Genomic DNA, 12253 nt, shown 5'->3' with positions numbered 1-12253 from the left:
GCTTAGGTAAAACTAAATAGTTAGAGGATTAACGATGGCTACAGGTAAGATCGTACAGATCATCGGTGCGGTAGTCGACGTAGAGTTCCCACAGGGCGAAGTACCTCGTGTATACGATGCTCTGAATGTTAATGAAGTGAAAGAGCGTCTAGTTCTTGAAGTTCAGCAACAACTTGGCGGTGGCGTAGTTCGCGCAATCGTAATGGGTAGCTCTGATGGTTTACGTCGTGGTTTGACAGTTGAAAATACTGGCGCTCCAATCTCAGTACCAGTGGGTATTAAGACATTGGGTCGTATCATGAATGTCCTAGGTGACGCGATTGATGAGTGTGGCGAGATTGGTGCTGAAGAGCATTACGCCATTCACCGTGAAGCTCCAAGCTACGAAGAGCAGTCTAACGAGACAGCTCTTCTAGAAACTGGTGTTAAAGTAATCGACTTGATTTGTCCATTCGCTAAGGGTGGTAAAATCGGTCTATTCGGTGGTGCTGGTGTAGGTAAGACCGTTAACATGATGGAACTTATCAACAACATCGCACTTCAACACTCAGGCCTATCTGTATTTGCAGGTGTAGGTGAGCGTACTCGTGAAGGTAACGATTTCTACTTTGAAATGCAGGAAGCAGGTGTTGTAAACATCGAAAAACCTGAAGAATCAAAAGTAGCGATGGTTTACGGTCAGATGAACGAGCCACCAGGTAACCGTCTACGTGTTGCACTGACTGGTCTAACAATGGCAGAGCGCTTCCGTGACGAAGGTCGTGACGTTCTACTGTTCGTTGATAACATCTACCGTTACACACTAGCAGGTACTGAAGTATCAGCACTTCTAGGTCGTATGCCTTCTGCAGTAGGTTACCAACCTACACTAGCTGAAGAAATGGGTGTTCTACAAGAGCGTATCACGTCAACTAAAGCTGGTTCTATCACGTCTGTACAGGCGGTATATGTACCTGCGGATGACTTGACTGACCCGTCTCCAGCAACAACGTTCGCTCACTTGGATGCAACGGTTGTACTTAACCGTAATATCGCATCTATGGGTCTATACCCAGCGATCGACCCGCTAGATTCTACTTCACGTCAACTGGATCCATTGGTAGTTGGACAAGAGCACTACGACATCGCTCGTGGCGTTCAGTCTACTCTTCAGCGCTATAAAGAGCTGAAAGATATCATTGCTATCCTAGGTATGGACGAGCTATCTGAAGAAGATAAGCAAGTTGTATCTCGTGCTCGTAAGATTGAGAAGTTCCTAACTCAGCCTTACCACGTAGCGGAAGTATTTACAGGTGACCCAGGCGTTTACGTACCTCTTAAAGAGACTCTACGTGGCTTCCAAGGTCTTCTATCTGGTGAATACGATGACATTCCAGAGCAAGCGTTCATGTACTGTGGTGCAATTGACGAAGCTATCGAGAATGCTAAGAAGCTATAAGGCTAACTAGGAGGCGATATGGCAGCAATAACCTTTCACCTAGACGTTGTAAGCGCAGAGAAACAAATTTTCTCAGGCCTTGTTGAGACGTTTCAGGTGACCGGTAGTGAGGGTGAGCTTGGTATTTTCCATGGTCATACTCCACTGCTGACCGCTATCAAGCCTGGTATGGTGCGTATTGTTAAGCAGCACGGCCACGAAGAAATTATTTATGTTTCTGGTGGTATGGTAGAAGTTCAGCCTGGTACAGCGACTGTACTGGCTGATACAGCTATCCGTGGTGAAGAGCTAGACGCAGCAAAGGCGGAAGAAGCTAAACGCAAGGCTGTGGAGAATATCCAAAATCAGCATGGCGACATAGACTTCGCACAAGCGGCCGGTGAACTGGCTAAAGCCATTGCTCAGTTACGAGTTATCGAACTGACAAAACAGCGTCGTTAATCTTTTTAAGATTATAGACTCTGAGATAAAGGCGACCTAAGGGTCGCCTTTTTGCATTTTTAGATTCTCAAAAATGCCTCTTTTACGTATCACTACTGGTTAAATGGTTATTGCTATTTAATTTTTTGGCCAAAAACGGTTACAATATCGGCTTAATAAAAATAACGTTGGATAGGTTTACAATGAAGTTTAGCGCGGTAATTCTCGCGGCGGGCAAAGGCACTCGCATGTATTCAAACACACCAAAGGTTCTGCATACGCTTGCAGGTAAGCCAATGGTGAAGCATGTTATCGATACATGTAATGGTTTAGGCGCTCAAAATATCAACCTGGTTTACGGCCACGGTGGTGATCAGATGAAGGCTACTCTAGCTGAAGAATCTGTAAATTGGGCACTGCAAGCTGAGCAGCTGGGTACAGGCCACGCTGTGGATCAAGCATCTGCACATTTCGCTGATGATGAAAAAGTATTGGTGCTATACGGTGATGTTCCACTGATTTCACCTGAAACCATTGAAAACCTATTAGACGCTCAACCAAACGGTGGTATCGCGCTACTTACGGTCGTGCTAGACAACCCAATGGGATACGGTCGCATTATTCGTCGTAATGGACCTGTTGTGGCTATCGTTGAGCAGAAAGACGCTACGGATGAGCAGAAGCTTATCAAAGAGATCAATACTGGCGTTATGGTTGCTACTGGTGGCGATCTGAAACGTTGGTTGTCAGGCCTAAGCAACGATAACGCACAAGGTGAATACTACCTGACTGACGTTATTGCTGCAGCTCACGATGAAGGTCGTGCCGTTGAAGCAGTACACCCGGTAAGCCCTATTGAAGTGGAAGGCGTGAACGACCGCTCTCAACTGGCTCGTTTAGAGCGCGCTTACCAAGCTGAGCAGGCTGATAAGCTATTGAAGCAAGGCGTAATGTTACGCGACCCAAGCCGTTTCGATTTGCGTGGTGAACTGCAGTGCGGTATGGATGTTGAGATTGATACTAACGTTATCATCGAAGGCAGCGTAAGTATCGGCGACAACGTGGTTATCGGTACGGGTTGTGTATTGAAAGACTGTGAGATTGATGACAACACCATCGTTCGTCCATACAGCGTAATTGAAGGTGCAACGGTCGGTGAAGACTGTACGGTTGGTCCTTTCACTCGTCTACGCCCTGGTGCTGACATGCGTAATAACTCGCACGTTGGTAACTTTGTAGAAGTGAAGAACACTCGCCTTGGTGAAGGTTCTAAAGCGAACCACTTAACGTACCTAGGCGATGCTGAAATTGGTCAGCGTGTAAACGTAGGTGCGGGTGCAATTACTTGTAACTATGACGGTGCGAACAAGTTTAAGACCATCATTGGCGACGACGTATTCGTTGGTTCAGATAGCCAACTAATCGCTCCCGTTACTATTGGTAACGGCGCTACCGTTGGTGCTGGCTCTACAGTAACTCGTGATGTTGCTGAAAATGAATTAGTTATCAGCCGAGCTAAAGAGCGCAAGATCGCGAACTGGCAACGTCCGGTTAAGAAAAAATAGTCTCGTAATAAACATGATTATCTAGATATGAAAAAGAGCGAGTAATCTCGCTCTTTTTTGTTTCCGTTAAATGAGGAACTAGTCTTGTTTCTCGTCTGCTACTACTCGAGAGTTATCTGGTGTTGCGAAGTGTTCAGATAGCTCTTTGTTAGAAATAATGTAGCCCACCCACAATGCGCCTAAACAAATTACCACTGCGATGCCTGTTGCACTCAGTGCTTGGCTAGCCATTGCAGCTACCAATGCACTTGATAAGCCACTGATACTGATTTGCAGGCTGTTTTGTAGACCAGCAGCTGTTGCAGGGCTCTGTTTCGCGCTTGATAGAGCACGGTTTACTACGATTGGGTAAAGTGCGCCATTTGCTACAGCAATCAAACAGAAAGGTGCTAGTAGAGGCCAGATTGATGTCAGTTCCCACTGTGATGCGATAAAGATAAGCATCGCCGCTACGCTGAACAAGCCGATAAGGTTTCTTAGTACCACACCATCACCGTACTTCTTCACTGCTTGCTTACCGAAATAACCACCAGCCATGAATGCAATTGTCTGTGGAATGAAGCTAAGGCCTATATCTTTTGCTTCATAACCTAGTTGAGCCATGATCTCTGGCATACCGGTTAGATAAGCGAAGAACGCAGCTGACGCCGATGCAAACATCAATACGTTGCCCATGTATGGCTTTGAATGAAGCAGTGCTTTGATGTCGGTTTTGATCGATGTTTGTTTTACTTCTGGCGCTTCTTTTGGTTGAGCCATGGTAGTTGCGATCAACAATGCGCCCATTAGGGTCAATGTGATAAATATACTGTGCCAACCAAAACTGTCTGCTAGCAACACACCTAGCTGAGGTGCTAGTGCTGGAGATAGCGCAACCAAAGGCATGATGGTTGCAAAAATTTGCTGGCTACTGCTTTGTGAGTAACGCTTGATAACCATTGCTTGCCAGATTACCGCTGGAGCACATACACCTATCGCTTGAATGAATCGTAGTGTCAGTAGGTGCCATACCTCGGTGCTGAATGCTAAGCCGAATGACGCTGCAGTAAAGATAACAAGACCAACCGCCAGCGTATTACGGTGACCATACTTGTCACTCGCCAGACCCCAAAGAAGTTGACCCAATGCCATACCGCCAAGGAATACGGTTAGAGACAGCGCGATCTGCTCTGGTCCGGTTGCAAAGTCGACTTCCATTGCTTTAAACGCTGGAAGGTACATATCAGTCGCAATAAAGCCAAGCATTGAAAGAACTGCAAGATAGACCAATTGAAATTTAGAAATATTCATAAGATGCCATTAAGCTAAAGGTAGTGATGTTTTTATCATCAAAAAAATTGTTTGATATACAGAAGTGAAAGCCCCTGTTTATTTATGCTGACATTCTATTTTTTAGACCTGATAAAATAAAACGCTAAAATATGTAGTTATCAATCAAAAAATTTGAAGGCTTATGTTCTCTAAATCCTCTTTAGAAATGCTCGATACGGTTGCTCGCTTAGGCAGTTTTACTGCGGCTGCAGAACAATTGCACAAAGTACCATCAGCGATCAGCTACGGTGTTAGGCAGGTTGAGCAAGAACTGGATGTTCTACTTTTCAGACGTTTACCAAGAAAAGTAGAGCTGACACCGGCAGGTGAATTGTTCATTGAAGAGGCACGTGCGTTACTAAGACAGATGGAAGAGGTCAGTGCCCAGACTCGTCGAGCGGCGCGTGGCTGGAAGAAAACCTTGCGCCTAACGCTCGATAACGTGGTTAAGCTCGACAAGATGAAGCCGATGATTGAAGAGTTCTACCAAACCTTTGAGTTTGCAGAGCTTCAGATCAACATGGAGGTGTTTAATGGCTCTTGGGAAGCGATTGCACAGGGCCGAGCGGATATTGTGATTGGTGCAACCTCGGCGATTCCGGTCGGTGGCGACTTTGAGGTTAAAGACATGGGACGCCTGGATTGGGCGTTTGTGATGTCGCCAAGCCACCCGTGTGTGCGAGAGCAAAACCTCAATGAAGAGTTTGTTAGCCAATACCCAGCAATATGTTTGGACGATACCTCTAGCGTACTGCCTAAGCGACACACAGGCCACTACTCAAGTCAAAGACGCCTGTTGTTACCTAATTGGTATAGCGCGATTGAATGTCTTAAAAATGGAGTAGGGGTGGGTTATATGCCAAGGCACATTGCCGCGCCAATTATCGAACAAGGCCTGCTGGTGGAGAAAATATTGCCTGAACCGAGCCCGCAGAGTCATTGTTGTTTGGTATGGCGAAAAGACGATAATCATAAATTGATCGAATGGATGGTGAAGTACCTAGGATCGAGCGAGCAACTTCACCAAGATTGGTTGGATCATCGCAAGGCGATCTAATGATCTCTTTGTAAGAGGATCCTTTTCAAGCTTGATCTGAATCAGCATCAATAAAAAGAGCGAGTAAATACTCGCTCTTTTTTGATTCGCTCGTTAACTCTTAAGATAAGAAGAACTTGTAGGAAGGGTTATCGGTTTCATCTTTACACTGATAGCCAAGCTCTCGAAGGTGTGTTGAGAACTGAGCCAAATCATCATCATCAAGCTCAAAGCCACACAATACTCGGCCGTAGTCGGCACCGTGATTACGATAGTTGAACAAGCTGATATTCCAGTGGGTACCTAAGGTATCAAGGAATTTAATCAATGCACCTGGGTATTCTGGGAACTCAAAGCTGTATAGTCGCTCTTTTAGCGGTTTCGATGGTTTACCGCCAATCATGTAGCGAATATGCAGTTTTGCCATCTCATCATCAGAGAGATCGACAACAGGGTAGCCACCATCGCGCAGGTCATTGATGATGTGCTCGAGTTCTTCTTGTCCACCTTGCAGACGTACACCAACGAAGATATTCGCTAGGCTTTCGTCGTTGTGGCGGTAGTTAAACTCAGTCACCGCTCGACCACCAATAATATTACAGAACTCTAGGAATGCCCCTTGTCGCTCTGGAATCGTCACCGCAAGTAGACCCTCTCGCTTCTCACCTAGCTCACAACGTTCAGAGACATAACGCAGACCGTGGAAGTTAGTGTTAGCACCAGACAGTACCGTCGCCAGTTGCTTGTCTTGCAGTTGGTTCTGCTCAGCAAACTTTTTCAAGCCAGCTAGAGCAAGCGCTCCTGAGGGCTCGGCAATCGCACGAGTGTCTTCAAAGATATCTTTTACCGCTGAGCAGATCTCATCGCTAGAGACTGCAATGTGGCCGTCAATATACTGTTGGCAAAGACGGAATGTCTCTTCACCAATGCGTTTAACCGCAACACCATCAGCAAACATGCTGACCTGATCCAGTACCACAGGTTCACCAGCATCGAGAGCCGCTTTTAAGCAAGACGAATCTTCTGGTTCTACTGCAATGACTTTAATCTCAGGCATGAGCTGTTTTACTAACACAGCAACACCCGCAGCTAAGCCACCGCCACCAACAGGCACAAAGATATAATCCATGTGGCCGTTTTGCTGCAGCATCTCCATACCCATCGTACCTTGCCCAGCAATCACCAATGGGTGATCGAAAGGAGGCACAAAGGTGTAGCCATGTTCAGCAGAAAGACGCTCGGCTTCTGCCTTGGCTTCATCAAAGTTGCTGCCGTGCAAAACAACGTTACCGCCAAATCCACGTACCGCATCAACCTTGATGTCTGGTGTGGTTTTTGGCATCACGATTGTGGTTTGAATACCCAATTTAGAGCCAGATAACGCCATACCTTGTGCGTGGTTCCCTGCTGATGCTGTGATAACACCGACTGCTTTCTGTTGTTCAGAAAGGTTTGAAACCATGTTGTAGGCACCGCGTAGCTTGAACGAGTGCACCGGCTGACGGTCTTCTCGTTTAAGTTGAACCTGATTACCAATGCGCGCGCTTAAACGCGGCATATCCTGTAGAGGTGTTACGATTGCCGCTTCGTAAACTGGCGCTCTCAGGATCTGGCGCAGATAATCTGCGCCACTTTGTTTTTTGGGACTGGAGGTGTCATCACTCATAGTTATCCCTCAAGCTTAGACTTATCACGCACTGCGCCTTTGTCGGCACTGGTCGCCATGCTTGCGTAAGCTTTCAGTGCGAAAGACACTTCACGCTGACGGTTTTCTGGTTTCCAGCCTAGTGCATCTTGTTTAACGCGACGTGCTTCAAGCTCTGCTTCTGGCACATCAAGTGTGATTGAGCGGCTAGGGATGTCGATAGTGATAATATCGCCCGTGTTCACTAGACCAATCACACCGCCACTTGCTGCTTCTGGAGAAGCGTGACCGATAGATAGACCTGATGTACCACCAGAGAAACGTCCGTCAGTTAGAAGAGCACAAGACTTACCTAAACCCATAGATTTTAGGTAAGTAGTTGGGTAGAGCATTTCTTGCATGCCCGGACCACCTTTAGGACCTTCGTAACGAATAACAACCACTTCGCCTGCTTTTACTTTACCCGCTAAGATACCGTCTACTGCTGTGTCTTGGCTTTCGAATACGATTGCAGGGCCTTGGAACTTCAGGTTTTCTTCATCAACACCCGCGGTCTTAACGATACAACCATCAACCGCGATGTTACCTGAAAGTACCGCTAGGCCACCTTCTTGGCTGAAGGCATTCTCTTTGGTACGAATACAACCATCGACGCGGTCATCATCAAGACGATCCCAACGGCAATCTTGTGAGAAGGCTTTGGTGGTACGGATACCAGCAGGGCCTGCGCGGAAGAACTTAAGTACCGCTTCGTCTTCTGTCTGCATGATGTCGTATTGAGCTAGCTGCTCTTGCATGCTTAGACCAAGAACGGTGCGAGTCTGGTTGTTCAGTAGGCCTGCACGATCTAGTTCACCAAGGATAGCCATTACACCACCAGCGCGGTGAACGTCTTCCATGTGGTATTTAGGTGTTGAAGGCGCAACCTTACATAGGTGTGGAACGCGGCGAGACATCTCGTCGATATCGCCCATATCAAAATCAATCTCACCTTCTTGAGCTGCCGCTAAAAGGTGAAGTACTGTGTTACTTGAACCACCCATCGCGATATCTAGCGCCATTGCATTATCAAAGGCTGCACGGTTAGCAATGTTGCGTGGCAGTGCTGATTCGTCGTCTTGCTCGTAGTAACGCTTAGTTAGGTCAACGATGCGCTTACCAGCATTGATAAATAGCTCTTCACGGTCAGCGTGGGTTGCTAGCATAGAACCGTTACCAGGCTGAGATAGGCCAAGCGCTTCAGTTAGACAGTTCATTGAGTTAGCCGTGAACATGCCTGAGCATGAACCACATGTTGGACATGCAGAACGCTCTACTTGCTCACTTTGCTCATCTGAAATCGTTGGATCGGCACCTTGAATCATTGCGTCAACAAGGTCTAGCTTGATGATCTGATCCGAAAGCTTGGTTTTACCCGCTTCCATAGGGCCACCTGATACAAATATCACTGGGATGTTAAGGCGCATTGCAGCCATCATCATTCCCGGAGTGATTTTGTCACAGTTAGAGATACACACCATCGCATCTGCACAGTGCGCATTCACCATGTACTCTACTGAGTCTGCGATCAGCTCACGTGATGGCAGTGAGTACAGCATGCCGCCGTGACCCATTGCGATACCATCATCCACTGCGATGGTGTTGAATTCTTTAGCGATACCGCCCGCTTTCTCGATTTCACCCGCAACCAGTTGGCCCATATCTTTAAGGTGAACGTGGCCTGGTACGAATTGAGTGAAAGAGTTTACAACCGCGATGATTGGCTTACCGAAGTCATCATCTTTAACGCCAGTTGCACGCCATAAAGCGCGCGCACCAGCCATGTTGCGTCCGTGGGTAGTCGTTGCTGAACGATAGATTGGCATTGCTTAAATCCTTATAAAATATTTGGCTGTTGCTTACTTAGTTGTTTGCGTTTGGTTTTCTGAAGTTTGGTCTGCTGGATAAACGTAGTCTAACCAGCCCCACTTATCTTCAGTGGTTCCATTGAATAGACCAAAGTAAGCCGCTTGAACTTTTTCAGTGATAGGACCGCGTTTGCCTTCACCTACTGTAATTTTGTCTACGCTGCGAACCGGAACGATCTCTGCAGCTGTGCCTGTCATGAAGACTTCATCGGCAAGGTATAGCGCTTCACGAGCAATGTTCTCTTCACGGATCTCATAACCCATGTCTTTTGCTAATGTCATGATCGAATCACGAGTAATACCCGGCAGAATTGCGCTGGTTGCTGGTGGCGTTGATAGAATGCCATTACGTACTACAAAGATGTTTTCGCCAGCACCTTCAGAAAGGTAGCCATCAACACTCAGTGCGATACCTTCATCGTAACCATGACGACGAGCTTCACCACCAACCAGTAGTGAAGATAGGTAGTTACCACCGGCTTTAGCAGCGGTTGGGATGGTGTTTGGCGCCGCACGGTTCCAGCTTGAGATCATTGCATCCACGCCATTTTCTAGCGCTTCTTCACCTAGGTAAGAGCCCCAAGGGAAAGCAGCGATGATCAGTTCCATCTCAGTGTTTTCTGGTGGACATACACCCAAACCAACGTTACCGACAAAGCCTAGAGGGCGGATGTACGCTGACTCTAGCTTATTTTGGCGTAGCGTTTCGCGAGTCGCTTCCATAATTTCTTCCTCAGTGTAAGGAATAGGGAAGCGGTAGATTTTTGCTGAGTCTTTTAGGCGCTTAGCATGTTCAGGGTGACGAAAGATAACCGGCCCTTTTGGTGTGTTGTAGCAACGAACACCTTCAAACACAGAAGTACCGTAGTGCATTGCGTGAGTCAGGACGTGAACGTTCGCCTCTGCCCAAGGAACCATCTCACCGTTAAACCAAATATAGTCTGCTGTTTTAGCTGTCATGTTTGCGGTTCCTTATGCGTTTATCTTTTGTTGTAAGTTGTTGTTTGGCAGTTCATTACGGCTGATAGAAATAACGTCAACGGTACGTACATCCCACAGTTTTTCGATTTGGTTTACCAAGAAAGAGATCGGACGGTCACTGTCGACGATGATCTCAACACTCGCCACTTTGCTTTCGTGGTTTTGAGTGCCCGCAACTTGCTTAACAATGAAGCCACGGTGGCGGATAACACGAAGAACACGCTCTAGTAGTACAGGCTTATCATCGGCTTTGATGTCTAATAGGTATCTTTTCATGTTATGTGTTCTCCAACATCTCACTGTTTGAAGCACCTGGCGGTACTAGTGGCCATACGTTTTCTTCTTCATCGATAAGAACATGAAGTAGGTAAGCGGTTTTGCTCTCTAGCATCTCTTTCAATGCTGGTTCTACTTCTTCTTTACGAGTGATGGTTTTTCCTGGGATATCGAACGCTTTCGCGAGCATCACGAAATCAGGGTTGTCATCTAAGATAGTTTCACTGTGGCGGCCATCAAAGAACAGCGATTGCCATTGGCGAACCATGCCCAAACGAGAGTTATTAAGCAGTACCATCTTCACTGGGATCTGACGACGCTTCAATGTGCCAAGCTCTTGGATGTTCATCATGAACGAGCCGTCACCAGAGATAAGTATAGATTGGTCATCAGGACGCCCAACCGATGCACCCATTGCAGCTGGCAAGCCAAAGCCCATGGTGCCTAAACCGGCAGAGGTAATGAAGTTCTGTGGATCGCGAGGCTGAATATGCTGAGCAGCCCACATTTGGTGTTGGCCCACATCGGTCGAAACCATAGAGCTTGCTGGCATCATGTCTGAAAGTTGCTTCAACAGCAGTGGAGCAAAGATCAGATCGCCAGGGTGGTCGTAACGCCATTTGAATGAGCTACGAAGGCCTTCAGAGTGGTGAACCCAAGAGGAGATGTCTTGGCTTAACTCTAGTTGAGGCATGATCTTGTTGATGTCACCACGAATTGGCGCATTGGCAAGACGCAGTTTGCTGAACTCAGCGGCATCGATATCGATATGGATAACCTTAGCGTGCGGTGCAAAGGTATCGAGTTTGCCGGTTACTCGGTCATCAAAACGAGCACCGACAACAATCAATAGGTCGCTCTCTTGAACCACAAGGTTAGCGGCTTTAGTGCCGTGCATACCCAGCATACCAAGGTAGTGTGGGTCGTCACGTTCGATAGTCCCCAAGCCTTTCAGCGTGCTTACCGCTGGCATTGGGTTAAGGCGTAAAAACTCGCGAACCGCATCGGTTGCTTTAGCAAGTTGAACACCACCACCTACGTATAAAACAGGACGGGTCGCTTGAGACAAAAAGTACTGTGCCTGTTCAATGGCATCAGTTGTCGCAACAGGAATTGCGGGTGGAGTAAATTCAGGAAGAGTGTTAACGGGTGCTTCTGCTAGTTGAACGTCTTTAGCTATATCGACGATAACCGGGCCAGGACGGCCAGACTTTGCTACCACAAACGCTTCTGCGAGGGTTGGAGCAAGATCTTCAATATCAGTTACTAGGTAGCTGTGTTTAGTACATGACAGAGACATACCAATTACATCCATTTCTTGGAATGCATCGGTACCAATGTGGGAACTTGCAACCTGACCTGTGATGGCAACCATTGGGATAGAGTCCATAAAGGCATCAGCAAGGCCTGTAACTAGGTTGGTAGCACCTGGGCCAGATGTTGCCATACAAACAGCGACATCTTGTGTTGCTCGAGCCATGCCGATCGCGGCCATAGCAGCGCCTTGCTCATGGCGACATAGGATATGTTCAACCCCGCCGTCATAGAGTGCATCGTAGATTGGCATGATGGCACCACCTGGGTAACCAAATACGGTCTCAATTCCTTGTTGCTTGAGTGCGGATACGACTAGTTCTGCGCCTTTCATCGGAATTCTCCCGTATTACCTTTATT

Annotated in this window: 10 protein-coding genes; 4 read left to right on the top strand and 6 right to left on the bottom strand. The window is 47.2% G+C overall.

Features of this window, described 5'->3' with window-relative positions; translation table 11 throughout:
- Positions 1–34: 34 nt before the first annotated feature.
- The 3 genes from atpD (at position 35) to glmU (ending at position 3423) form a co-directional block, all read left to right on the top strand.
- Positions 35–1438, top strand: coding sequence for a F0F1 ATP synthase subunit beta (atpD, locus tag ITG09_00390; protein UPR52175.1), 1404 nt, complete (start codon positions 35–37; stop codon positions 1436–1438).
- Positions 1439–1456: 18 nt separating this feature from the next.
- Positions 1457–1879: a F0F1 ATP synthase subunit epsilon gene (gene atpC / locus ITG09_00385; GenBank protein UPR52174.1), complete on the top strand. Its 423-nt coding sequence runs from the start codon at positions 1457–1459 to the stop codon at positions 1877–1879.
- A gap of 182 nt (positions 1880–2061) precedes the next feature.
- A complete protein-coding gene (gene glmU / locus ITG09_00380) occupies positions 2062–3423 on the top strand; it encodes a bifunctional UDP-N-acetylglucosamine diphosphorylase/glucosamine-1-phosphate N-acetyltransferase GlmU (protein UPR52173.1) in 1362 nt (453 codons plus the stop codon).
- A 78-nt stretch (positions 3424–3501) separates the two neighbouring features.
- Here the strand turns inward: glmU and ITG09_00375 are convergent, their stop codons facing one another.
- Positions 3502–4713 (bottom strand): Bcr/CflA family multidrug efflux MFS transporter, encoded by a 1212-nt coding sequence (locus ITG09_00375; protein ID UPR52172.1) that lies wholly within the window; start codon positions 4711–4713, stop codon positions 3502–3504.
- A 163-nt stretch (positions 4714–4876) separates the two neighbouring features.
- On the opposite strand from ITG09_00375, the gene ITG09_00370 reads away from it, so the two are divergent.
- Positions 4877–5791, top strand: coding sequence for a LysR family transcriptional regulator (locus tag ITG09_00370; protein ID UPR52171.1), 915 nt, complete (start codon positions 4877–4879; stop codon positions 5789–5791).
- Positions 5792–5891: 100 nt separating this feature from the next.
- Here the strand turns inward: ITG09_00370 and ilvA are convergent, their stop codons facing one another.
- Genes ilvA through ITG09_00345 form a run of 5 tightly spaced genes read right to left on the bottom strand, consistent with a single transcriptional unit; the run spans position 5892 to position 12227 of the window.
- Positions 5892–7436, bottom strand: coding sequence for a threonine ammonia-lyase, biosynthetic (gene ilvA / locus ITG09_00365; protein UPR52170.1), 1545 nt, complete (start codon positions 7434–7436; stop codon positions 5892–5894).
- 2 nt (positions 7437–7438) lie between these two features.
- The gene (gene ilvD, locus ITG09_00360) at positions 7439–9280 is read right to left on the bottom strand and encodes a dihydroxy-acid dehydratase (protein ID UPR52169.1); all 1842 of its coding nucleotides are present in this window, start codon (positions 9278–9280) and stop codon (positions 7439–7441) included.
- Positions 9281–9313: 33 nt separating this feature from the next.
- Positions 9314–10282 carry a branched-chain amino acid transaminase gene (locus tag ITG09_00355; GenBank protein UPR52168.1) on the bottom strand — a complete coding sequence of 323 codons (969 nt, stop codon included), beginning with the start codon at positions 10280–10282 and terminating at the stop codon, positions 9314–9316.
- Positions 10283–10294: 12 nt separating this feature from the next.
- Positions 10295–10579, bottom strand: coding sequence for an acetolactate synthase 2 small subunit (gene ilvM, locus ITG09_00350; protein UPR52167.1), 285 nt, complete (start codon positions 10577–10579; stop codon positions 10295–10297).
- Between the two features lies 1 nt (position 10580).
- Positions 10581–12227: an acetolactate synthase 2 catalytic subunit gene (locus tag ITG09_00345; protein UPR52166.1), complete on the bottom strand. Its 1647-nt coding sequence runs from the start codon at positions 12225–12227 to the stop codon at positions 10581–10583.
- Positions 12228–12253 lie beyond the last annotated feature (26 nt).

This window comes from Vibrio cyclitrophicus (assembly GCA_023206055.1).
Lineage (GTDB): Bacteria > Pseudomonadota > Gammaproteobacteria > Enterobacterales > Vibrionaceae > Vibrio > Vibrio cyclitrophicus_A.
Note: the sequence above shows the minus strand (reverse complement) of the source record. Positions and strands in the feature narration are given on the sequence as shown.

Coding starts and splice junctions, on each gene's coding strand:
- atpD (UPR52175.1), top strand. CDS start 35: ATGGCTACAGGTAAGATCGTACAGATCATCGGTGCGGTAGTCGACGTA.
- ITG09_00355 (UPR52168.1), bottom strand. CDS start 10,282: ATGACAGCTAAAACAGCAGACTATATTTGGTTTAACGGTGAGATGGTT.
- ilvA (UPR52170.1), bottom strand. CDS start 7,436: ATGAGTGATGACACCTCCAGTCCCAAAAAACAAAGTGGCGCAGATTAT.
- atpC (UPR52174.1), top strand. CDS start 1,457: ATGGCAGCAATAACCTTTCACCTAGACGTTGTAAGCGCAGAGAAACAA.
- ITG09_00345 (UPR52166.1), bottom strand. CDS start 12,227: ATGAAAGGCGCAGAACTAGTCGTATCCGCACTCAAGCAACAAGGAATT.
- ilvD (UPR52169.1), bottom strand. CDS start 9,280: ATGCCAATCTATCGTTCAGCAACGACTACCCACGGACGCAACATGGCT.
- ilvM (UPR52167.1), bottom strand. CDS start 10,579: ATGAAAAGATACCTATTAGACATCAAAGCCGATGATAAGCCTGTACTA.
- ITG09_00370 (UPR52171.1), top strand. CDS start 4,877: ATGTTCTCTAAATCCTCTTTAGAAATGCTCGATACGGTTGCTCGCTTA.
- glmU (UPR52173.1), top strand. CDS start 2,062: ATGAAGTTTAGCGCGGTAATTCTCGCGGCGGGCAAAGGCACTCGCATG.
- ITG09_00375 (UPR52172.1), bottom strand. CDS start 4,713: ATGAATATTTCTAAATTTCAATTGGTCTATCTTGCAGTTCTTTCAATG.